Annotated in this window: 23 protein-coding genes and 1 pseudogene; 21 read left to right on the forward strand and 3 right to left on the reverse strand. The window is 49.8% G+C overall.

The annotated features are described in order from the left end of the window. Positions 1 to 3 precede the first annotated feature (3 nt). The 7 genes from AAFN83_RS12650 (at position 4) to AAFN83_RS12680 (ending at position 7,956) form a co-directional block, all read left to right on the forward strand. Entirely contained in the window at positions 4 to 729 is a 726-nt protein-coding gene (locus tag AAFN83_RS12650; RefSeq protein WP_347769855.1) for a MerR family transcriptional regulator, read from the forward strand. 237 nt (positions 730 to 966) lie between these two features. Further along, positions 967 to 2,739, forward strand: a complete 1,773-nt coding sequence (locus AAFN83_RS12655; protein WP_347769857.1) for a putative bifunctional diguanylate cyclase/phosphodiesterase — start codon at positions 967 to 969, stop codon at positions 2,737 to 2,739. Positions 2,740 to 2,953: 214 nt separating this feature from the next. Beyond that, entirely contained in the window at positions 2,954 to 3,631 is a 678-nt protein-coding gene (locus AAFN83_RS12660; RefSeq protein ID WP_347769859.1) for an HAD family hydrolase, read from the forward strand. Positions 3,632 to 3,685: 54 nt separating this feature from the next. Then, positions 3,686 to 4,864, forward strand: a complete 1,179-nt coding sequence (locus tag AAFN83_RS12665; protein WP_347769861.1) for a mannitol-1-phosphate 5-dehydrogenase — start codon at positions 3,686 to 3,688, stop codon at positions 4,862 to 4,864. A 112-nt stretch (positions 4,865 to 4,976) separates the two neighbouring features. Continuing rightward, on the forward strand, positions 4,977 to 5,660 hold the full coding sequence (locus AAFN83_RS12670; protein ID WP_347769863.1) for a GntR family transcriptional regulator: 684 nt from the start codon (positions 4,977 to 4,979) through the stop codon (positions 5,658 to 5,660). Positions 5,661 to 5,826: 166 nt separating this feature from the next. Further along, a complete protein-coding gene (locus AAFN83_RS12675) occupies positions 5,827 to 6,267 on the forward strand; it encodes a HEAT repeat domain-containing protein (protein ID WP_347769865.1) in 441 nt (146 codons plus the stop codon). 210 nt (positions 6,268 to 6,477) lie between these two features. Further along, positions 6,478 to 7,956, forward strand: coding sequence for a DEAD/DEAH box helicase (locus AAFN83_RS12680; RefSeq protein ID WP_347769867.1), 1,479 nt, complete (start codon positions 6,478 to 6,480; stop codon positions 7,954 to 7,956). A 189-nt stretch (positions 7,957 to 8,145) separates the two neighbouring features. On the opposite strand, the gene AAFN83_RS12685 is transcribed toward AAFN83_RS12680, so the two are convergent. Further along, positions 8,146 to 9,645 (reverse strand): methyl-accepting chemotaxis protein, encoded by a 1,500-nt coding sequence (locus AAFN83_RS12685; protein ID WP_347769869.1) that lies wholly within the window; start codon positions 9,643 to 9,645, stop codon positions 8,146 to 8,148. Positions 9,646 to 10,128: 483 nt separating this feature from the next. On the opposite strand from AAFN83_RS12685, the gene AAFN83_RS12690 reads away from it, so the two are divergent. The 12 genes and pseudogenes from AAFN83_RS12690 (at position 10,129) to AAFN83_RS12745 (ending at position 18,276) form a co-directional block, all read left to right on the forward strand. After that, on the forward strand, positions 10,129 to 11,061 hold the full coding sequence (locus AAFN83_RS12690) for an RluA family pseudouridine synthase (protein WP_481810508.1): 933 nt from the start codon (positions 10,129 to 10,131) through the stop codon (positions 11,059 to 11,061). A 375-nt stretch (positions 11,062 to 11,436) separates the two neighbouring features. Then, entirely contained in the window at positions 11,437 to 11,697 is a 261-nt protein-coding gene (locus tag AAFN83_RS12695; protein WP_347770212.1) for a barstar family protein, read from the forward strand. Between the two features lie 175 nt (positions 11,698 to 11,872). Continuing rightward, complete coding sequence (locus tag AAFN83_RS12700; protein WP_347769873.1) at positions 11,873 to 12,235, forward strand: hypothetical protein; 363 nt, start codon at positions 11,873 to 11,875, stop codon at positions 12,233 to 12,235. 95 nt (positions 12,236 to 12,330) lie between these two features. Beyond that, the gene (locus AAFN83_RS12705) at positions 12,331 to 12,621 is read left to right on the forward strand and encodes a transposase (protein WP_347769875.1); all 291 of its coding nucleotides are present in this window, start codon (positions 12,331 to 12,333) and stop codon (positions 12,619 to 12,621) included. Between the two features lie 11 nt (positions 12,622 to 12,632). Next, positions 12,633 to 13,502: pseudogene (locus AAFN83_RS12710) on the forward strand (IS3 family transposase); the annotation flags it as partial. A 122-nt stretch (positions 13,503 to 13,624) separates the two neighbouring features. After that, positions 13,625 to 13,969 (forward strand): RidA family protein, encoded by a 345-nt coding sequence (locus AAFN83_RS12715; protein WP_347769877.1) that lies wholly within the window; start codon positions 13,625 to 13,627, stop codon positions 13,967 to 13,969. Between the two features lie 70 nt (positions 13,970 to 14,039). After that, positions 14,040 to 14,387 carry a VOC family protein gene (locus AAFN83_RS12720; protein ID WP_347769879.1) on the forward strand — a complete coding sequence of 116 codons (348 nt, stop codon included), beginning with the start codon at positions 14,040 to 14,042 and terminating at the stop codon, positions 14,385 to 14,387. A gap of 132 nt (positions 14,388 to 14,519) precedes the next feature. After that, positions 14,520 to 15,026: a GNAT family N-acetyltransferase gene (locus AAFN83_RS12725; protein WP_347769881.1), complete on the forward strand. Its 507-nt coding sequence runs from the start codon at positions 14,520 to 14,522 to the stop codon at positions 15,024 to 15,026. 240 nt (positions 15,027 to 15,266) lie between these two features. Then, the gene (locus tag AAFN83_RS12730) at positions 15,267 to 16,229 is read left to right on the forward strand and encodes a helix-turn-helix transcriptional regulator (protein WP_347769883.1); all 963 of its coding nucleotides are present in this window, start codon (positions 15,267 to 15,269) and stop codon (positions 16,227 to 16,229) included. A 113-nt stretch (positions 16,230 to 16,342) separates the two neighbouring features. Next, positions 16,343 to 16,969, forward strand: coding sequence for a type 1 glutamine amidotransferase family protein (locus AAFN83_RS12735; RefSeq protein ID WP_347769885.1), 627 nt, complete (start codon positions 16,343 to 16,345; stop codon positions 16,967 to 16,969). Positions 16,970 to 17,203: 234 nt separating this feature from the next. Then, positions 17,204 to 17,851, forward strand: coding sequence for a hypothetical protein (locus AAFN83_RS12740; protein ID WP_347769887.1), 648 nt, complete (start codon positions 17,204 to 17,206; stop codon positions 17,849 to 17,851). Next, positions 17,848 to 18,276: a hypothetical protein gene (locus tag AAFN83_RS12745; protein WP_347769889.1), complete on the forward strand. Its 429-nt coding sequence runs from the start codon at positions 17,848 to 17,850 to the stop codon at positions 18,274 to 18,276. Before AAFN83_RS12740 ends, AAFN83_RS12745 begins: the two co-directional genes overlap by 4 nt. Positions 18,277 to 18,663: 387 nt before the next feature. On the opposite strand, the gene AAFN83_RS12750 is transcribed toward AAFN83_RS12745, so the two are convergent. Together AAFN83_RS12750 and AAFN83_RS12755 are read right to left on the reverse strand one after the other, a co-directional pair. Beyond that, positions 18,664 to 19,611 (reverse strand): helix-turn-helix transcriptional regulator, encoded by a 948-nt coding sequence (locus AAFN83_RS12750; RefSeq protein ID WP_347769891.1) that lies wholly within the window; start codon positions 19,609 to 19,611, stop codon positions 18,664 to 18,666. An 81-nt stretch (positions 19,612 to 19,692) separates the two neighbouring features. Then, the gene (locus AAFN83_RS12755) at positions 19,693 to 20,226 is read right to left on the reverse strand and encodes an NAD(P)H-dependent oxidoreductase (protein WP_347769893.1); all 534 of its coding nucleotides are present in this window, start codon (positions 20,224 to 20,226) and stop codon (positions 19,693 to 19,695) included. 222 nt (positions 20,227 to 20,448) lie between these two features. Between AAFN83_RS12755 and AAFN83_RS12760 the strand changes: the two genes are divergently transcribed. Both AAFN83_RS12760 and AAFN83_RS12765 read left to right on the forward strand, forming a co-directional pair. Beyond that, on the forward strand, positions 20,449 to 20,802 hold the full coding sequence (locus AAFN83_RS12760) for a winged helix-turn-helix transcriptional regulator (RefSeq protein WP_347769895.1): 354 nt from the start codon (positions 20,449 to 20,451) through the stop codon (positions 20,800 to 20,802). 41 nt (positions 20,803 to 20,843) lie between these two features. Further along, positions 20,844 to 21,161 carry a hypothetical protein gene (locus AAFN83_RS12765; RefSeq protein ID WP_347769897.1) on the forward strand — a complete coding sequence of 106 codons (318 nt, stop codon included), beginning with the start codon at positions 20,844 to 20,846 and terminating at the stop codon, positions 21,159 to 21,161. Positions 21,162 to 21,246: the final 85 nt, after the last annotated feature.

The following is a 21,246-nucleotide window of genomic DNA, read 5'->3' on the forward strand; positions in this document are numbered from 1 at the left end:
GGGATGGGAACCACATATTCCACCGGTGAGCTGGCCAAAGGCGCCAACGTAAGCATTCGCACCGTCCAGTATTACGACAAGGAAGGAATCCTGCAGGCATCCGGACGAACCGAAGGTGGAAGGAGAATGTACTCGGAGGAGGACCTGCTTCGTCTTCGAACGATCGGACTCTACCGGGTGCTTGGGCTGTCGCTGGAGGAGATTCGAAAGCTGATGCCGGCGAATGACGGGAACGGGCAGGGGCCGCTTCAAGAGCTGCTTCGGCGGCAACTGGGGCGGTTGGAGGAGGAGCAGGAGGACATCCGAATCAAACGCGAACGGATCGAAGCGATTCTGCAAGCACATGAGGAGTCCGGACGCATCGAGGTGGACACTCTCGAAGAGCTGGAAGCACTCATCAAGAGGAAGGAACGGCATCGCAGGACAGACCGAATGACACTCTTGTTCCTGGGGGGCTTTCTTCTCTTTGCAGCAGGGGTCTTCCCCATGGCCGTTTCCTATGGAGGGAGTCTTCCTTATCTTCTGCTGGCCGTTGGGATTGGCATGGTCGTCGGCCTTGCCTATTATCACTCCGCGGTGAACGCCTACCGCTGCCCTGCCTGCGGCTGTAAATTTGAGATTGGCTTCCGGCGAGACCTGTTCTCTTTAAATGGAGGGAAGAAAGGGAAGCGGCTCTCTTGTCCGCACTGCGGCCGCAAGGGCTGGTTTCAGGAGACACACCCGGATTAAAATGGCGTGGGCGGAGGAATCCATGGACGGTTCGCCGACAAAGGACACCCGGATGACAAGATGCGATCTCTACCGGACTCATTCCGGAGGAGGTCGCTTCTTTTCTTGAATCGAGTTCGAACATCGCCATTATTTTTGTGAAAACTGTTATGAAAAGTTTGGTTGTCAGTCCTCTTGCCGGCAGGCTAAGATAGGAAGGAAGACATAGACAGGTACGGCCTAATGAGGAGATGGCATATGCGGCACAGAAGCAAGAGGAACGATTTTTCACCATCACGAACGATGTTCGGCCGCACCGGCATCTTGAAACACCTTCCGAATCAGGAGGATTACGTTCAATCGGTTAACCCCAATATCAGCGCGCTCCGCATCGCGGGGGTCTATTCGATCATCGGCGTGCTTTGGATTTTATTATCGGATCGATTTCTGGTGATGTTGGTCGATGACAAACGAAGGCTTCAATTTCTAAGTGTCGCCAAGGGCTGGCTCTTTGTCTTTTTGACAGCCGGGCTGCTCTTCGTGCTCATTCGCCGAACGCTGAACGGCATCAAGAAGACAGATGAGCAGCGGCTGGCTGCCTATCGTTCAGCGGTCCTCGCCCATGAGGAATTGGAGCAGGCGTATGAGGAGATCATCGCGACCGAAGAGGAGCTGCGCATCCAGTACGAGCAGTTGGAGGACCAGCAGCATCGGATTCACGAGAATGAGAACAAGCTGGAATTTCTGGCCTACCACGACTCCATGACTGGACTTCCGAACAAGCAGGCGCTGTTCGATCGCTCCAAGCAAGGGCTTGCGGAAGGCTGCTACGGGGCTTTGCTCTTTCTGGATATCGACAATTTCAAATACATAAACGACACCATGGGACATGAAATCGGCAACGCGCTCATCGTTGGCGCAAGTGAGAGGCTGCAGCAATTGATCGGGCACCGCGGGGAGCTGTACCAATTTGGCGGGGACGAATTTGTCTTCCTGTTCTCCGACCTCGGTTATGCCGATGAGGCGGAGCGGCTGGCCAACATGATCCTGCTGGAATTTCGCAAGGCGCTTCCGCTCGATAGGAGCGAATACCATATCGGGTTCAGCATCGGCATCAGCCTCTACCCCTCTCATGAACGGGACGTCATGGAGCTGGTTCAGCTCTCGGAGATCGCCATGTACCGGGCGAAGGAATCGGGAAAAGGGACCTATGTACTCTATGATGAGGGCATGACTCGGCGCTACCGGGAGCGAATGATCATCGAGAAACACCTGCATGAGGCGAAGGACAAGGATGAGTTCTACCTCGTCTACCAGCCGCAGTTCAATATGAAGGCCAACCGGGTGACCGGTCTGGAAGCGTTGATGCGCTGGAAGAGCGCCGCACTTGGAGAAATCTCGCCGGGAAAGTTCATCGAAATCGCCGAAGACTCCCATCTCATCATCCCCCTCGGGGCTTGGGTATTGCGGGGAGCCTGCCGGGAGCTGAAACGGCTCCGCGATCTCGGACATGTGGACGTCACCATGTCGGTGAACATCTCCCTCCTGCAGCTCATGCAGCCTGACTTTTGCCAGCAGGTGATGGAGACCTTGCTCGAATATCGGCTACCTCCAGAATGCTTGGAGCTGGAGCTGACCGAGTCCCTCTTCATGGAATCCTACGATGCGGTCGTCGCGAAGCTGAACGTGCTGCGTAAGGCCAACATCCGGATTGCGCTTGATGATTTCGGAACCGGGTATTCCTCGTTAAGCTACCTGACTCATCTGCCGATCACCACACTAAAGATCGACAAATCCTTCATCGACACCCTCTTGACCGATCGAAATCAATCCATTCTGGTCGAGCAGATCATCCAGATCGGCAAACGGATCGGCATGGGGCTGGTGGCCGAAGGTGTCGAGTGGAAGGAACAAGGGGATCGTCTGAGCGAACTCGGCTGTGAGACGATCCAGGGCTATCTGTTCAGCCGCCCTCTTCCCTCCGAACAAGTGGAAACGCTGCTGGCCGCGCAAACACACACCATCGAATAGATCACTTTTACTTGCTCAACTTGTAGCTGCTCATGGCTCGGGTTGAGTTTTTTTATTAAAAAACCGAAATCCCTTGCCTGTTCTCAAACTGCGAACGGTTACATACCGGGTGTAAGCGCCTTAACTAACAACATGTCATATTTTTCGGGTTGTTAGTTGACTTTGAAATGCATATAATGGATTTCATAACCGAAAACGGGAGAGGAGAATGAACATGCTGAAGGCGATCATTTTCGATTTTGACGGAACGATTATCGATACGGAGACGGCTTGGTACATTGCTTTTCGAGATAGCTACAAGGCCCATGGGGTAGACCTCAGCGTAGAGCTGTACTCGGGCTGCATCGGCACAAGCCTGCACACCTTCAATCCGTACACCCACTTGAACACTCACCATAACCTGAGCGTGGATAGTGATGAGCTGAGAAAGGCTGTTCGAGCCCGCCATACAGAATTGATGAAGGAAGAACAGCTTCGTCCCGGCGTGCGGGAATACCTGAAGCAGGCGCGGGAAGCGGGGCTGAAGCTGGGACTCGCTTCGAGCTCGGACCGCGAATGGGTGGAGCGGCATCTGAAGCAGCTTGGCCTCTACGAGTTCTTCGATTGCATTCGCACGGCAAACGATGTGGATCAGGTGAAGCCGGACCCGGCTCTCTACCTGAAAGCACTGGAGGGATTGGGTGTAACCGCCAAGGAGGCCGTCGCCATCGAGGATTCCCCCAACGGCATGCGTGCGGCAGTCGCGGCGGGCATCGATTGTGTTATCACCCCGAACCGCATCACGTCGCTGCTCGAATTTGAGGATTCGCGCTGGCGAGTGGAAGACCTGGGTAAGCTTCCTTTTGCCGATGTCGTGAAGAGCATGGCCGAGCCGATCCAACGCTCGATCTGATGGGAGTCTTCGTTCAACCTGATTAACACGCAAGCAGGGAGAGGAGGAGTTTGGATGAAAGCTGTGCATTTTGGAGCGGGAAATATCGGGCGAGGGTTCATCGGGCCGATGCTGTCCGCGTCGGGATACGAGGTATGCTTTGTCGTTCGGAACGTCAGGAAGGAGTCGCTGCTCCGCAAAAATGGAGCGTACCCCGTCGTCTTGGCAAACCGGAAGCAGGAGAAATCGATGGTAAGCAAGGTGACCGCCGTCAACAACATGGAGCCGCAAAAGGTCGCCGGAGCGATCGCCCAGGCAGACCTTGTCACCACGGCTGTCGGACTCCGTGCTCTGGAGGAGATCGCGTCCTCCATCGCCCAAGGAATCGAGCTTCGTCTGGCTGCCCATCCTCGACCGCTGCATATTATGGCCTGCGAGAACGGGGAGGGCGCCAGCTCTCGACTCCGGGGGCTTGTCTTCGATCACCTGCGCCCGGGCCTTCATGCCAAAGCGAACCGGTATGTAGCCTTTCCGAACACGGCGGTGGACCGGATCGTGCCTCGCCAAAGCCATCCCGGCAACTCGCTGGCGGTCACAGTTGAGCCCTTCTTCGAATGGGTGATCGATTCATCCGCCCTTCTGGATGATTTCCCTCGTATCGACGGAGCCGTTTATGCGGAATCGCTGGAGCCCTATCTGGAGCGCAAGCTCTTCACGGTCAATACGGGTCATGCCTGCGCCGCTTATCTCGGGTACCAACGAGGCTGCCGCACCATTCAGGAAGCGATGGCCCAGCCCGAAATCCTTTTGCAGGTCTATGAGACGCTGCAGGAAACCGGCCGGTACTTGACTGCCAAATACGGATGGAATGCGCAAAAGCACGAGACTTACATCAAGAAGGTGCTGGAGCGCTTCCGCAACCCCGAGCTGACGGACTCGACCCTTCGCGTCGGCCGATCTCCCCTTCGTAAGCTGGCTCCGCGCGACCGCCTCACGTATCCGGCTGTTCAAGCCTATCGAAGCGGGTATGCCGTGCCCGGCCTTGTCCGCACCATCGCTGCTGCGCTGTGCTTTGACGCCCAGGACGACCACGAAGCGGTCCAGTTGCAAACTCAGCTTGCCGCAAAAGGAGTGGAGCGCGTGCTGACCGAGGTAACCGGTATTGCCAAGGAGCACCCGCTGCATGCCGACATCGTTCGCGCCTATCGGCAGATGAAGCAGGGTCAGCATCCTGCGGAAGCGGCCAGTCTGTAACTTTACGAGTGGATGACCTTCGGGGGCCGAATGGTTTACAATGGAACCATAAACCGGATGGAGAAGCCGCTGGCGAACTCACGAAACCGGCTTCCCTGGAGGAGACATCTTCATGAGTGACCTGCCCATCTACCAATCGATCGCGCTTGATTTGGCCCAGCGCATCGCCAATCAGGAGTTTCCGGAGAAGGCCAAGCTGTCCGGCCGTAGCCTGCTGACCAGCCAATATCACGTTTCGTCGGAGACGATCCGCAAGTCCGTCTCGCTGCTCCGTGACGCAGGGATTCTGAACGTCTCCCAAGGCAAGGAGATCACCATTGAATCCCGGGAAAAGGCTGTCCAGTATCTTAATCAGTACAACGCTTACGTGGGCTCGGCTTACTCGTTGAAGCAGGAGCTGGAACAGCTGCTGCGGGAAAAGAAAGAGACGGATGCCAAGTTCGACACGCTCATCGCACAGGTAATCAACTATTCGGATCGGTTGCGAAACCTTACCCCGTATAACCCGGTGGAGGTTGAGGTGGAGCAAGGGTCCCACGTTATCGGTAAGACCATTGCTGATATTCGCCTCTGGCAGAGCACGGGAGCGACGATCATCGCGCTTCGTCGAGACAACGGGGTGATCATTTCCCCCGGCCCGTATGCCCAACTGCAAGCAGGAGACCGCATCGTCATCGTTGGAACGGGGGACGTCTACGACAAGACGTATCGCTTTCTAAATGCCCCGATCCTCCCGGAGAAGGATGAGGAAAAGGAAGAGGAGAAAGAAGCATTGCCTCGGGAGACGTTCCGATAAAGCGTGGTTGCAAACACGCGGTAGGGGATCTTACCAAATGTTCTTTTCCATGGTATAGTGAGAACGAGTTGGGATTACCCTATTTAGGGAATACCCGGTAAGGAGCGCCGTCTGCGGATGGCTTTCTTCTTTCTAACGGACTAATGCAGAACGGAGTGGGTCAGGTTTGGAGCAAGAAGGGAACAAAGCACTGCCCGAACAATTTGAGAAGCTGAAGGCGGCAGCCGGACGGACATCAAGCTGGAGAGAACGGCTGAGCACGGTGGAGGAGCTGGCAAACCACCCTCACCCGAAGGTCATCGGCTTGTTGACGTACCGGATGAAGAACGACGTTGTATATAAGGTTCGCGAAGCGGCTTACTTCTCGTTGAAGAAGCTGGGTCAAGAGGTCACCCCGCCGGAGCCCCATAAGGGCGATCTGATCGACGGGCTGATGAAGACCCTGGTTCGCATCAAGAAGAGCTTGCCGGAAGGCCACAGCTACGAGGACTTCAAGACGAAGCTCAAGGGCATGCGGATCGACCTGTACGACGCCTATGAAGGGGAAAAGGGCGAGGAGTTTGACAGCTGGCTTGAGGCTACCTGGAAGGAAGTCCGGACGCGCTAGTCGTCTAAAGCTTGCCCCATGAATGGAGAAAGACCGATTGAATCGGGAGCGTGCAAGGCTTGCGCGTTTCGGGTTTGGTTGGTCTTTTTTTGCGGACAGGGGCCGGTTCGGCTTCAAGCTTCTTCCATCCGCCGGGGGAAGTGTGGTATCCTTATATGTCCCTTGTCCATGACGGCAGGGGAATGTGTGGTTTACAAAAAGGAGAGACTCATGACGTTTCAAGACCTGCACCTTCTATCGCCCATCCTCAAGGCACTGGATCACGCGGGCTACACCGCGCCGACGCCTATTCAAGAACAAGCCATTCCGGCCGTCCTCGCAGGCCGCGATCTGCTCGGCTGCGCTCAAACCGGCACCGGGAAGACCGCTGCGTTCGCGCTGCCGATTCTCCATCTGTTAAGCGAGCGTTCCACGGGAGGCCATGGGCCGACCCGACGGATCCGCTCTCTTATTCTGACCCCTACACGGGAACTGGCGATCCAGATCGCCGACAACGTGAAGGTGTATTCGAAGCACCTGCGGCTGAAATCCGTCGTCGTGGTCGGAGGGGTATCCCAAAAGCCGCAAGAGGACGCCTTGAAGCGCGGAACCGACATCCTGATCGCTACGCCGGGACGGCTCCTCGATCTCGTCAACCAAAAGCATGTGGACCTGTCGCACATTGAGATTCTCGTGCTCGATGAAGCGGATCGCATGCTCGACATGGGCTTCATCCATGACGTGAAGCGGGTCATCGCAAAGCTTCCGGCAAAGCGGCAGACGCTGTTCTTCTCGGCTACGATGCCGCTGGAGATCTCGAATCTGGTCAAATCGCTGCTCGTGAACCCGGTGAAGATTGAAATTCACCCAGTCTCCTCGACAGTGGACGTGATTGAGCAGCGGCTCTACCGCGTCGACAAGGAGAACAAAACCAAGCTGTTGAAGCTCCTGCTTGATGATCGCTCCATAAATTCGGTGCTCGTCTTCACGCGTACGAAGCATGGAGCGGATCGGGTTGCCCGCGATCTTGGAAAAGCGGGCATCACCGCCCAAGCCATTCACGGCAACAAGTCGCAGAACGCCCGCCAGGCGGCGCTTCAGAACTTTAAGAACGGCGCCACGCGGGTGCTGGTCGCGACCGACATCGCTGCCCGCGGCATCGACATCGAAGAGCTGGCGTATGTTATCAACTACAACCTGCCGAACATCCCCGAGACGTATGTCCACCGCATTGGACGGACGGGACGCGCAGGGAACAGCGGCGTGGCGATTTCCTTCTGCGAGGCGGAGGAAATTCCCTACGTGAAGGATATTCAAAAGCTGATTGGCAAGGTGATCCCCGAGGTAACGGATCATCCGTACCCGATGGTGAACCTGACGCCTGCTCCGGCGGAGGCTCCGAAGGGCGGCGGCCGAGGCGGTCGCGGTGGACAAGGCGCCCCCCGGCAGGCAGCCGGAAAGCCGGCGTCCGCCCGGAGCGGCCGGCCCGCAGGAGCGCCCGGCGGCGCTTCCGCGAACAAGCGGCCATCCGGCGGCACGTCGCGGCCTGACCGGCCCGCTGGCGCGGGACGCGCGCAAAGCGAGCAGCCGCGCCGTGAGCGGCCCCGCGGTGACGCCGCCCCGGCTCGCGATCGGTCGTCGATCTGGCCGGACCCGAAGCCGACTGCGCCCGGCGCTTCGCGCGGCCCGCGTCCACAGGCGAAGCGCTAACCGCGGCCGCATATCTTGCGCGCTGCTGGCGGTCAGCCGCCGCATACGCACAAAGAAGCCGTTGCTCTCCTCCCAAGGAGGGGCAACGGCTTCCTTTGCGTTGGATGCTGGCGGCGATGCACCGGGTGCAGCCGCGGCTTTCGAGACGGACCGGACGGCAGCCGGTCCGCGAAACTCGCATTGCTCGGATCAGCCTGCCAGACGCGCCATGTCTCCCAGCTTCTCGGAGACAACGCGGATCTCGGCCATTTCACGGTCCAAGCTGATGATGCGGCTATTCTGCTCCTCGATGGACGAGAGCACTTCCTCGGTGGTCGCGGAATGCTCCTCGGTAATGCTGGCGATCTCGCCTACCTGGTCGCGAATGGTGACGAACTGGCGGTTCATCTCGTCGATCAGCTCCGCCTCCTTGCGGATGCGCCCATAAATCTCCGTGAAGTTCGTTTCGATGACGCGGAAGCCATCACGGAAGTTGACGGTAAGGGCGGCTCCTTGCTCCGAGGCGGCGTAGCCCTTTTGCACATCGGTGAGGGCATCCTGGCTGACGGTTACCATTTCGCGGACGATGTCCTGAATCCGCTCGGTCATTTCGCCCGTTTGATTCGCGAGCTTGCGAATCTCCGAAGCGACGACGGCAAAGCCTTTTCCAGCCTCTCCGGCGCGAGCGGACTCAATCGCAGCGTTCAACGAGAGGAGATTCGTCTGGTTGGAGATGGAGGAGATGGAGAGCAGGATCGTCGTGATCTCGTTCATGCGATTATTCAACTGGGTCACCGTATTCAGAGCGGATTCAATAGCCCCCTGCACCACCGTGATCTGTTCCGACAGGCTCGATGCGGCGACGGTTCCTTGCCCGACGAGGTCGTTCATCTTTTGCGAATCGTTGCGGGTTAATTGAGAGGAGTCGTGGATGCCTCGCACGAGTTGATCCACCTCGACGATGGAGGCGTTGATGTGGTTCAGGCTTCCCGCTTCCTGTTCGACGCCGCGGGCAATCTCTTGAACGGCAACGACAACGGATTCGCTGACCTCTCTCGTTCCAGTAATGTTCGCGTTGCTGGTGCTGACACTGGCGTTCAATTGGTCGGTGCGCGTACGGATTTCGTCCATGGCTTGTTCAAGAGAAGCGTAGAGCTTGCCGGCTTCCTCTTCCCGTTTTTTGCTCTCCTCAATTAACCGCTTCCCGGATTGGGTCAGGTAGGTCAAGTAGACAGCGGTTCCGTTCAGGAGGGCAAGCCGCATCACGAAATCGGTGGTGGCATGGTCCGGTCCCATCATGGCGGTCGGATCGATGACATAGCAGGCGATGAGCGCGGCATTCAAGCATACGGTATAAGCGAACAAAATGTCCCGTCGGAAGTAAAGCGCCGATGAAACAAGGGCGGCGGGGAAGGCGAGGTAATAGCGCGGGGTTCCTTGCTCGACGAAGAGCAGTACGATGGCAATGGCTGTGGGTGCAAGGGGAATGAGCGTCCCGGCCACGACATCCGGCAATAGCTTAAAGCGGAAGCCAAAGTAGACAAGCGTCCCGATCAAGCAGGTGAGCGCCATGATCATCGAGATGCGAAGTCCGACTTCTCGTCCGTGCATGAAGGGGGCTTCCAGGGCAAAGAACAGGGAGCATCCGAGAAGGATAAAGTAATTGATGGTGGTGACGCGGGTGAAGTTGAAGGTGGTTTTCTGCGACATGGGCGGCATCCTTTCGACGTTATGGGCATTAGGCCCTACTAAGAGAGAATTGGGTATGGAGCGGGATTGGCTTCCCCCGCAGGATTCCTCCTCTTCCGGATCCGTATGTGATGCGCTTCTCAAGGCAAGCTAGACTCTAGTATGGTTATCGGCAGGAACAACTGACGATTTTAGTCATTTCGTTTGGACGTGGGGAATTTGGACTAGATTATTGAAGTGTGTTCTCTTGGTTCATCCATTCCGAGAGGGCTCCTCCATTCTGGCATCCCGGATACGCACGTGCTATAGTAAATTCGACACCAAACAGGCGGAGCATGATCATGAACGAACGGCACGAACAGAAGCCTGCGGGCGCTGCCGGAGGAAGTGAAGGCGGAGGCGGCCGAGCGGGTACCGGATCGAGTCGGTGCAGCCCGTGGATATGTTCCCGCAAACGAGCCAGGTTGAGTACTGTTCACTAGTCAACTGAAGCAGGAGGTCCTGATGATGCATAAGAAAAAAACGAACAACTCGAAAGTCAATCGTCCCAATATCAGTCAATATACGGTCAAAGAACCGACGGAACTGCTGCTTTTTTTATTGCAGAAACAATCCAAACTCGGTCGAAACTCCGTTAAGGCCATATTAGCCCGCGGGCAAGTAACGGTCAACGATCGGGTAGTGACAGAATACAATTGTCCCCTTGTTCCTGGACAAACGGTTACCATTCGAAAGGATAAGGCTGTTGAAGAATCTCCGTTCGTCGGGCTATCTATCCTGCATGAGGACGAGGATATCATCGTCATTCACAAGAATGCCGGTTTGCTGTCGATCGCTTCCCCTCAAGAAAACGATCTGACAGCCTACCGGCAGCTAATGGCTCATGTTCGAGCTAAAGATCCTAGAAGCAGGGTTTTTGTCGTCCATCGTCTGGATCGAGATACTTCCGGTGTGATGATGTTCGCCAAGAGCGAGAGGATTCAGCAATTGCTTCAGAATTCCTGGCACGACACCGTAAAGGAACGTACATACGTTGCATTGGTTGAAGGAAAGATCAAGAAAACGGAAGGCACCATTTCTTCTTGGCTGAAAGAAAGCAGCACCCTGAAAATGTATTCCAGTCATCGTCCGAATGACGGTCAACACGCTGTGACGCATTATAAAGTCATACAATCCAATAGCAACTTTACCTTATCGGAGGTCCGACTTGAAACCGGGCGAAAAAATCAAATACGAGTCCACATGCAAGACATAGGACATCCCATTGTAGGGGATAAAAAATATGGCTCGAAGTCAAATGCAATGAAACGACTTGGTCTTCATGCTCAAGTGTTAGCTTTTATCCATCCTACAACAGGTCAGACATTGCGTTTCGAAACCGATATTCCCAAGGCGTTTCTTACCCCTTTTCGTCAATCTTCTTCTAAATCAAATTAACCATTGATGAAAATATGTCCCCTTAGATCAGTCATGTGGAGTACTGGTCACTGTTAGTTTGGAACGGAAATAACGAATGAGAAGTTAATGTGGGATTGCCCTCTCTTCATCGAGAGGGTATTTTTTTGTCTTCACAAGGGAGCGGGAGTTGGATGCCATAGGACACTCGGGGGTGGTTTACAGCTAGACATAAAATATTATCGATACGAAAAGCGAAATACCAACATATGGTACAATGGGTTTAGGTCATTGTTCTGACGAAAGCTGTTTGGGAGGAGAGAGATGGAACGAGAAGTATTATGGAAGACGTTGATGATGAATGGTTCTATCGTTATGTTTTGGAGACAAAGCATATAAGAAAAATACATTGAAAATATAAGAGCAGAAGGTTTTGACGTATATCTCCTTGACTGTGAATCTTGGGATAAGAACAACTGTCTTTTGGAAATAGGTAATACTCTAGAGTTCCCAGATTTCTACGGGAAAAGCCTAGATGCTTTTAACGATTGTCTTTCCGATATAGTTCCTAGTGGCGAAGGCTTGGTACTTGTCTTCAAGAACTTCGATAAATTCAATGAACGGGATAAAGATATAGCGTTCCACGTGCTGGACATTATCCAAAATAATTCTTGGTGATTACTTGTTGAAAATCAAAAGAAGCTGATGGCTTTTTTGCATTCTAGTGACCCTCAGTTACAAATACAACCTGTGGGTGCACTGTCTGTACTTTGGAATAACGAAGAATGGCTTAATATGAGCAGGGGTTTTTAGCCATAGAAACCTATTATCCAGAATTGAGGTAGGTAATGAAATGTCTCTAATACCACTCAGAATACCAATGGGATTTGCTATTTGCTTCAATAAATTTGTAGATGTAGAACCAATAGTCTGTAAGACAGGAGATGGATTTATTGAAAACTGGCAGTATTTCACCGAAGATATTTTACAAATCGAAATGATGAATATTGTAGATGGGGGTTGGGTAATACCAAAGAGTGAAAAAATTATTATTGACTTAGGCTGGTATCCAGACGGTCAAATCACTGGTCAATATAGACTGGTACAAGTTAATGAGTCTTGGGAAGTTATTCGAGAGATATATTCCAAAAATCGGTATGAGATAAGGGATACAATTGAAGATTGGATGAGAAATCCTACTGTGAATGGAAAGTAAAAGCAAAAGGTTCACCTGGAGTGCTACGATAAAAATACAGTCGAAAAACACCCTCGTATGAAATAAAATGAATTCAAACGAGGGGACGGGAGACAATGAATCGGTATGACAAATCATTTAAAGAAGAAGCAGTAAGATTGAGCGATGAGATGGGACCAAAGAAAGCCGCCGTCCAGTTAGGCGTAGCCTACCATACCTTGCAGGACTGGAGGAGACGCAGAACTCTGCACGGCGAGGGAGCACATATCGGAAGCGGATACGCTTATGCATCTGCCAATAAGACTGCGCGTGAAATCGAATTGGAAAGAGAGAACAACGAATTGCGGCGCGCAAATGAAATTCTCAAGGACGCACTCGGTTTTTTCGCAAAAGACCGGAAGCGGTAAAGGCATGCCATCTCTATGCTTACATCGGTGAACGACGGGATCGATGGACCGTCAAGGAGATGTGCGAAGTACTTGCTGTCAGCGAATCAGGCTACTATCGTAGCTTGAAGCCCACACCCAAAGGGGAGCGGAAACAACGCCTTCTGGTCAAAATCAAAGAAATTATTGAAGAATATGAAGACAACAACAACTACGGTGTCCAGCGTATTTTGCTGGCGCTGTCACAAATAAAGATTACGACCAGCTACAGCACCGTCTACCGCATCATGAAGAAGCACGGCCTGCTGAAGAAAGTGAACCGGCATTCAAACGGTATTACACGCGAGGATGCTGCAGCTCAAAAGAGCGAGAACCTGATCCAACGAGACTTTAGCGCCTCTGCACCGAACCAGAAGTGGCTATCGGATATCACGGAGATCCCTTGCTTAGACGGCAAGCTCTATCTGTCCGCGGTGCTGGATTGTTACAACGGAGAGATCGTCGGCCTTGCCATGGACGACAACATGCGCAAGGAGCTCTGGATCCAAGCCTTTGAGAACGCGTGCAAGGCAAGAGACGCGCGCGGCATGATTTATCACAGCGATCGTGGCAGCCAATTCACAAGTCAGGCATTCCGAGCATGTCTGGCTAAACGCGGTGCCATTCAGAGTATGAGCGGCACCGGGCGCTGCTATGACAACGCAAGAATGGAAAGCTTCACTTTTCTTGACAACTCCAGAACGGAAATAACGAATGAGAAGTTAATGTGGGATTGCCCTCTCTTCATCGAGAGGGTATTTTTTTGTCTTCACAAGGGAGCGGGATTTGGAGGGATCGGACACTCGGGGGCATTCAAGACCATATCCCTGTCGAAGAGGTTGGTCTGTATCCATAAGAACTGATTCTATAGCCACATGTGAGTTATGTAGCGGGAATGGTGCGCTAACAATTATGGGAAACTTTACATATGGGAACAATTGTTCTATACTAGTAGTAGAAAATTATATGAAAAGGAGACTACAAAATGGTAAAGAGAATCCCTACCCAATATAGCTATTCCCAAGCAGTTGCAGCAGGTGATTACATATTCCTTGGTCTACACCGTGGGTTTGGCAAAACGTTTACTGAACAAATACATAGTACCTTCTCAGGACTAAAAGAAACTCTTCAAAAATGTGATGTTTCGTTGGAAAGGGTTGTAAAGGTACACGTATACTTAAAAAACATTAAGGACTTACCCGAAATGGAGAAGGTCTTTTCAGATTACTTTGCTACAGATTCTTTTCCAGCTAGAATGACAACAACAACCGAGTTTTATGACTCTGATTGCCTTCTGATGATTGATGGAGTAGCGTATACAGGCGTTTAAGAGAGTGTGTCATCTTGATGGCGAGGAAAGATGGTAAGGGTAATCAACTATTTAGTTCGAAGGTGAAAAATTGAAAATAGGTGAAGTATGTTTGATGACCAATGATGTTCTTCGATTGGCAAAGTTTTATAAGGAACTATTTGAAATTGATAATGGTAGTGATGACGAGATACACCAATTCATCATTTCCGAAGAGACGACTTTAACAATATACAATGACGGAAAAGAAAGAAGAGAAAATTTTCAGAATATCTGTCTAGCCTTTACCGTCGATGATGTGGATGTGGAGTTTGAACGATTAAAGAAACTTGGGATAAGGATAGCAGAGCCACCAACGCTCAGACCATGGGGAGCAAAGAATATGACATTTATTGATCCAGATGGTAATTCCATAACCTTTAGATGTTTTCCGCACTAGAGTTTCCCAAGGTTGAAGAACTGAAACATCCATATCTATCAAGACACTTAAGGATAAGCGGTTGTGTACAATTCTAAGTACGCACCGCTTATTTTTATCTTCAACAGGAATACACAGTATTGGAGGTGTAGTATGCTGAAAACAAAACGGCTTGAGTTGGTTGGGTTTGATGTTAACTATGCAAACGATTTCTTTGAACTATGGAGCGATTTTGAAGTAATAAAATACACATTTACACCTCTATTGACCACTATTGACGAATGTATTAACTTCATTGAACATCAGATAAATCGGACAGACAAAGATTTCATGGACCGATTTGTTATTCTGCAAAATAAAAAAGCGATTGGTATGGTTGGTTGCATTTGTATGGATAAAAGTAATTTTGTTTATGGGCTCTATTATCAAATATCTCGAGTTCACTGGGGCTGTGGTTATGCAAGCGAAGCAGCGAGTGCAATCATGCATTATGTCTTGAATGAATACCCTAATGCTATTATTAAAGCAGAAGCTGTAGCTGAAAATCCAGCAAGTGCAGCTGTATTGATGAAACTTGGATTGAACCAAACCCATATAGAGGAAAATGGATTTAAGCGAAACGATCTAGAACTTGATTTAATCCATTATTCCAGTGTTTGATTGTTACTGTAAGGAGGGATCATGAAATGATTCCAGATGAATCCGTTTTGAACTTTTAACGAGTAGATGGGAAGGGTGCCCCTGTTATTTCATTACCAAAAGGAATCCGTGAGGATTATAGATCCACACAGTGCAGATTCAGAATGTGTGGTGGAGACAGATGTATTTAAGAAGGTAATCATGAAATGGCTTCGCATGAAAGCCGAGTATTATGAATCTAAGTAACGTGAGGGTTATGGTATGTCAAAAAATGATAATCTACTAACTATTCTATGGATGTTGAATTCGGGGGAGAAATGGACTGCGAAGCAACTATCGGAAAAGTTAGAGATCAATATAAGAACCGTTTATCGGTATATGGATGCATTATGTGCCAGTGGTGTCCCGATCATATCCGACACAGGGCACAATGGCGGGTATAGCCTGCTGCACCATTTTATCAAATCTCCTCTGCTATTTAGTATGGATGAAAAAAAGACACTGCTTCATGCTGCCCGATTTGCACAAGAAGCCGGATATCCTTTGAGTGAGGCATTAGAGAAGGCAACATCCAAGTTGAAAATGTATTCAAATCAGGAGCAGGAACGGATACTAAGCCATCAGTTAGCCGGATTTGAAGTAATAAACCGCAGGGGATACCCCGCGGTTCAGCCGGTATTGCAGGAATTGGAGCACGCGGTAGCAAATGAAGGGTCTGTCGAAATTTCATATCGTACCCGTCATGAAGAGCAGTCCCCCAATAGGGTAATAGACCCCTATGGCGTGGTTAATTGGAACAACAAGTGGTACACGATTGCATATTGCCACCTGCGGAATGAGATCCGCAGCTTTCGGGTAGAACGAATTCTGACCATCACACGCACGCCATTCTCATTTAGGCGTCCCCATGAATTTTCAGCGCGTGCGTTCTTTATGAATAATCTGTTACCAGATGCAGTAGATAAATCCGGATTCATTTCTTTCATTGTTGGTGGCAGGGCAGAGGCGTTGGATGATTTATGCATCCACTGGTTTTTGGAACATCATTTGCAGGAGCGGACATCGACGCAAGCTGTTTTTTTACTTGAGGAAGAATCCTTGTATACATATGTTCCGAATATAATCCTTCCCTATGGGAAATCCATTCAAGTGATAGAGCCACAGAATCTAAAGCTTAAACTTGTGGAGGTTGCCTCAGAGTTAATGGAATATTATCAAGGGTAACAACTTCACTGACAGCCGTTGTCAGTAAAGTTGTTTTATTATACGAATAGCTACTCATGACAGACAGATAAAGGGTTGCTAATACTTAATGAACTTGATGAGGAGACCTAAACATGAATAGTACCGTCTATCTTTATGTGTTTGATACCATGTCCGATTGGGAGATCGGTTATGTAACCGCCGAATTGAACTCTGGAAGATACTTTAGACCGGGGTTGGCTCCAGTAAAAATCGTCACCGTTGGACTAGAAAAGTCCCCAGTCACGACTATGGGCGGATTGAAAATCATGCCTGACCAGAAAGTGGATGAGTGTAGCATGGAAGGCGTAGATGCACTGATTTTACCTGGTGGAACTACATGGACAGAAGCTGTTCACGTGCCCATATTAAAAATGGCCGAGAGGTATGTAAAGGAAGGGATCGTCGTTGGAGCCATTTGCGGTGCTACCTTGGGACTTGCTCAAGCAGGATTGTTAGATTCACGTTGGCACACAAGCAATGATCTGGCCTACCTGAAAATGATTTGCCCTTCTTACACGGGCGAAGACTATTACAAAGTGGAATCTGCTGTCACCGATGGGAATTTGATCACCGCATCCGGAGTAGCTCCATTAGAATTTTCTGTTCATGTTTTAAAAGCGCTAGATGTGGGTTCTCCCAAAACATTAGATGCTTGGTATCGTCTTAATAAAACGCATGAACCTAAATACTTCTACGAGTTAATGAATTCAGTCCAATGACAGTATAAGTGATTTAGAGCCACATTTATTTACATTGTCAGAGGGCTCATACGAGGATATCGTGTGGGCTTTTTCTTATGTATTTCTACTTAATGTGGCAATTCATATAATTTTCAATATTTCGTAATAAGTGGGCAGCGATGATGTCTGCAATTTAATTGATAATAGAGTTTAATCGAAGTTTTATTGGAACCAATTTGCGAGATGAGCAAGTTTGCAAAAGGAGGGCCTTCGATGCCAGCATATCTTTCAGTTGAGTTTTCTTTTCCCTATTCGACGTTCACACAGGACTTTGTAAGCGAGATCTATAGCGTCGTATTTAGCTGCTTCCCTTTTAAAACAGGTTATTGGATGTCGGAAAAGAATACGTTAGAAGAGATCATTCGTTGGAATGCCTCTCTCCTTGCTAAGAAATTCGAACTAGGATATGACCAGCATGTCAAGCATGATTATAAGCAGGTTCTTCTGGATTCTGATTTATACCGTCATCTCCGCCTATTTTGGATGTATCAATCCGACGAAATTGGTTTGCATTTGATTGTCCCGGAAGCTGATCTTTTCTTGGATCGTAAATTATTGAAATACGACAATTCGAAGGTACTCCCTCTCCTGAACCTTTCTGTGAAGCTCGCGGACTCATTTGTGGTTAACACCGTTCAAACCTATCATGAGTTAGGGGAAGCTGTGCCTTTAAAGATCGTGTCGAATGGCCAGCAGCCATCGACGGAACCATTTAGCATTGTAGGATCTGAAGCGTTTCGTCGATTTGAAAGTAAAATTGGCAGTGCGTTTTCTACAACGAAGTTGAAACACGGTGTTTTGATAATGAAAGAGGACCTTTTCGAGGACTGGATGAAGCAAAGGAGTTGGGGTTACCTATGAATCGATTTATCATCGGTCAATACGGAAGCTTCGACTATAAGAAGTACAACAGAGACTTCAGGGAAGGGTTTTATGGGATTGAAGCCTGCTTGTTTCGTCATGAGCAGGATCTTGCGAATTTGGTACAAGAAGCAACACAAGTAGGTTTTCAAATAGGAGTGCATTTCCCTTTACGAGCCGGAATTTCAAGGATTAGGGATGCGCTTTTTCTGTCCAGTGATCGTGCGGTCAGATTGCAAGCCTATGATCTTATTCAACAGGAGTTAGATTATTTCGGGTTGATTGGAGCAGTTGGCGTTTTGAAGATAGAAGTGAGTATGAGTATGAATCGTCATGTTCCTTCCAGGACTTCAAGGAAGCCAGTGAACGCTTATTTGCGTGGCTTTCCCAAAAAGGGCGAGAGTACCATTTTACCCCTATCTTAGAGTTAGATGCCTTGAATCGGTATCTCTACAACGATGATTTCCTTGAACAATTGCTGGAGAAATACAGCGACATTAGGCTTTGCCTTGATACAGCGAGGTTGTTTTTGCAGGATCAAGTGGATCCATCCTTTGATTCCAAATTCGCAATCAAGAAATATGCAAGGTTTGCAGATACGATTCACTTGTCCAACGTCCAAATAACGGAGGGTAATCATATTGTAAAAAGTCGATATCCCGTGCTGCCCAGTCAAACGCCAAGTGAGGGTTGGGCACCCATTGAAGAGTATTTGCACATTATCATCCAAGAGAATAAGAGCGTAAAGATCATGTTCGAGCATCGGTCTGATCTCGTTTCGGACGAAGAACTAGAGGAGTGCTATACCTGGGTTAATCATTTCTTTGAAGATCCTTCTTGATTGGCAGCCACAGCTTGAATCCAGCCAAATCGCCTTCCCCGCTGAACCATTCCTTTGAAAACACATGCTCCTCGAAGTAGGGCCTTTCCTTTAGGTCAAATTCGTACCCGCCCATATCGGTTAGGCATTCCGCCATTACCCCAAAGGCTCTCTGCATGGATGCCCCAATGTCGATCGAACCGTCAGGTTGGAATTCATTCATTACCACATCACCCACGAGAAATAGTCCTTTCGGTGCATCGCATACAGGGGCTCCCAAGAAGGTATCGCTTTTCCCCTCATCCTCCAATAGGAACATCTGCGCCATATACTCGTGAGATCCGGGACCTTCATCGGACCGATGTTCTTGCCCTTTGGGGTGATGTCCCTTAGGTGCACATCCCATGTATCTCCGTGCTGGATAATCGCTTAATTGAGCAACGGCCCACTCCCGAAGCAAATTCCAAGCCGCTTCCTCAGGCCCACGACAGTCAACAAAAAAAGAGACAACGCGGCCCCCGCTATGCTCCTCCATCCGTACCAACGGTTTGGTCCCCATTTGAACATTTCCCCCATTTATCGTGATCTTGAAAGAAAGGCGCGGGTAGTGGGTATAAGTACCAAGCTTCCGAACGGTTGTAGGCGAGAAACCATGAAACGCTTGGAATGCACGGGTAAAAGCCTCCGGGGATTCATAGCCGTATTTCATGGAAAGCTCCATAACTTTGATGTCACTACCCAGCAGATCTCCTGCTGCTAATGACATTTTTCTGCATCGGATGTACTCGGCAATTGAGACATCGGTTACAAACGTAAACATTCGTTGAAAGCGGGATAAGGAGCAGCAAGCAATCTGCGCGGCTCTCGAAAGGTCTACCTTTTCCTTTATGTGGTCCTCTATGTAGGTGATCGCCTCGTTCATTTTGTCCAACCATTCCATTTCTACCACCTCAAAGGAAGTATAGCACCGCTTGCTCCAAAATACCTTGCAGAACCGGTTAATTGCTGCAAGAAAGCCCTGTTACTTTTTGTACCTAAAGAGATGGTCAATATAAGAGATCGCACTTTGATCAATCTTCTCATCGCTGGCCTGAAAGGAGGCCCCAAAGACTGCAAAATAGGGGAGTGCCTCAGCGCCCACGTGCCTCAGGCTCGCCTTGAAAGGCGCGATCACTTCCTCCACCGTAAAAGAAACCGAGCCCTCGGGCTGATAATTTTCTTTCTTGTCGCCGATGGACATCGCCAGTCCCATCTTCTTCCCTTTTAGCTTGTCACCAGTTGACCCATAAGCCCATCCGTAAGCAAAGACATCGTCAAACCACTTTTTCAACAAAGGCGGATAACTGTACCAATACAACGGGAATTGAAAGATCACATGGTCGTAGGCTTCAACTAAGGCTTGCTCTTTCGAAACATCAATCGTCCAAGTAGGATACTCATGGTAAAGCTCATGCAGGGTAATCTCGTCTGGATAGTTCAGGAGCTCCTCTTTCCATCTCCGGTTTACTCTCGAAGCATCCAGATGCGGGTGTGCCAGAATCACAAGTGTTTTCATTAGAAATCTCCCTTCCCAAACCCAATAGCTAACGTGTATCTTCAATGGGAGAGCCATGGTTCTCCTCCGCTCCTTATTATGCTGTAGGCTGGAAGGAATGAAAATACACACAAATAAGTCAGAAGGTTACTTCAAAGTGCGTACTGGATTGGCATCGAATTCCATGCCACAATGAAGAATTAGGATGTTTTGACGAGATCATTGGGGACGAGGTGAATCCTTATGAAGCACTATAATCTCGGTATTGAGGCGACTCTGGAGATCATCGGTGGAAAGTGGAAGGCGCTGATCATATGCATGTTGATGACCGGTACGAAGAGGACAAGCGAATTGCAGCACAGCATCCAGGGGATTTCCCAGAAGGTCTTGATCCAGCAGCTTCGCGAGCTTGAAAAGGATGGGCTCGTTAGGCGTTACGTCCATCAGCAGATGCCGCCGAAGGTCGAATACAGCCTTACCGAGTATGGAATTACGGCCAATCAGATCGTTGATGTGATGTGCGCTTGGGGCAGAGAAAACATTCGAATAAGGCAACAGCAAGGAGAAGCCATCCTCTTATTGGAGGATAACTCCTGAACAAAATACTAAAAAAGAAGGGATCGCTATGATACTTTCAGATGATCAATAAGCAAGTCGTGAATTACTGCGACTTATGCAAGCACGCTCCCGTTGCTATCGTCGGGCCAAATCAAAAAACGATAGGTAACGGACATGGAAGCTATGGCATGTTAAGTGCATCTTCAGTTGGTGATCCCCCATCAGGAAGATGGGAGGAAGAATTAACATTTATTAAGGAGAAGCTTGCAAAGTATAAGATTGAGGTGTTGACTAAGAGGTTCGTAAAGGAACCATTATCATTTGAAACGAAAATTAGAACGGTAGTAACTAATGAGGGGTATCGGGTATTCGATGCGTTATTCTACTGGGAAGATTGACCCCATTTCTTGAGCTGCCTGGATGAAGAAAATAACGAGAGAGAGTATTTTTTCTATAGTCCTTCTTGACATTGACACGATGGCA

The sequence above is a fragment of the Gorillibacterium sp. CAU 1737 genome, from assembly GCF_039888655.1.
In the GTDB taxonomy this organism is placed as follows: Bacteria; Bacillota; Bacilli; order Paenibacillales; family NBRC-103111; genus Gorillibacterium.

What these genes read in the sequence shown, in the direction of transcription:
- AAFN83_RS12650 (WP_347769855.1), top strand. Translation starts at nt 4, where the DNA reads ATGGGAACCACATATTCCACCGGTGAGCTGGCCAAAGGCGCCAACGTA.
- AAFN83_RS12655 (WP_347769857.1), top strand. Translation starts at nt 967, where the DNA reads ATGCGGCACAGAAGCAAGAGGAACGATTTTTCACCATCACGAACGATG.
- AAFN83_RS12660 (WP_347769859.1), top strand. Translation starts at nt 2,954, where the DNA reads ATGCTGAAGGCGATCATTTTCGATTTTGACGGAACGATTATCGATACG.
- AAFN83_RS12665 (WP_347769861.1), top strand. Translation starts at nt 3,686, where the DNA reads ATGAAAGCTGTGCATTTTGGAGCGGGAAATATCGGGCGAGGGTTCATC.
- AAFN83_RS12670 (WP_347769863.1), top strand. Translation starts at nt 4,977, where the DNA reads ATGAGTGACCTGCCCATCTACCAATCGATCGCGCTTGATTTGGCCCAG.
- AAFN83_RS12680 (WP_347769867.1), top strand. Translation starts at nt 6,478, where the DNA reads ATGACGTTTCAAGACCTGCACCTTCTATCGCCCATCCTCAAGGCACTG.
- AAFN83_RS12685 (WP_347769869.1), bottom strand. Translation starts at nt 9,645, where the DNA reads ATGTCGCAGAAAACCACCTTCAACTTCACCCGCGTCACCACCATCAAT.
- AAFN83_RS12690 (WP_481810508.1), top strand. Translation starts at nt 10,129, where the DNA reads ATGATGCATAAGAAAAAAACGAACAACTCGAAAGTCAATCGTCCCAAT.
- AAFN83_RS12700 (WP_347769873.1), top strand. Translation starts at nt 11,873, where the DNA reads ATGTCTCTAATACCACTCAGAATACCAATGGGATTTGCTATTTGCTTC.
- AAFN83_RS12705 (WP_347769875.1), top strand. Translation starts at nt 12,331, where the DNA reads ATGAATCGGTATGACAAATCATTTAAAGAAGAAGCAGTAAGATTGAGC.
- AAFN83_RS12715 (WP_347769877.1), top strand. Translation starts at nt 13,625, where the DNA reads ATGGTAAAGAGAATCCCTACCCAATATAGCTATTCCCAAGCAGTTGCA.
- AAFN83_RS12725 (WP_347769881.1), top strand. Translation starts at nt 14,520, where the DNA reads ATGCTGAAAACAAAACGGCTTGAGTTGGTTGGGTTTGATGTTAACTAT.
- AAFN83_RS12730 (WP_347769883.1), top strand. Translation starts at nt 15,267, where the DNA reads ATGTCAAAAAATGATAATCTACTAACTATTCTATGGATGTTGAATTCG.
- AAFN83_RS12735 (WP_347769885.1), top strand. Translation starts at nt 16,343, where the DNA reads ATGAATAGTACCGTCTATCTTTATGTGTTTGATACCATGTCCGATTGG.
- AAFN83_RS12740 (WP_347769887.1), top strand. Translation starts at nt 17,204, where the DNA reads ATGCCAGCATATCTTTCAGTTGAGTTTTCTTTTCCCTATTCGACGTTC.
- AAFN83_RS12745 (WP_347769889.1), top strand. Translation starts at nt 17,848, where the DNA reads ATGAATCGATTTATCATCGGTCAATACGGAAGCTTCGACTATAAGAAG.
- AAFN83_RS12750 (WP_347769891.1), bottom strand. Translation starts at nt 19,611, where the DNA reads ATGGAATGGTTGGACAAAATGAACGAGGCGATCACCTACATAGAGGAC.
- AAFN83_RS12755 (WP_347769893.1), bottom strand. Translation starts at nt 20,226, where the DNA reads ATGAAAACACTTGTGATTCTGGCACACCCGCATCTGGATGCTTCGAGA.
- AAFN83_RS12760 (WP_347769895.1), top strand. Translation starts at nt 20,449, where the DNA reads ATGAAGCACTATAATCTCGGTATTGAGGCGACTCTGGAGATCATCGGT.
- AAFN83_RS12765 (WP_347769897.1), top strand. Translation starts at nt 20,844, where the DNA reads ATGATCAATAAGCAAGTCGTGAATTACTGCGACTTATGCAAGCACGCT.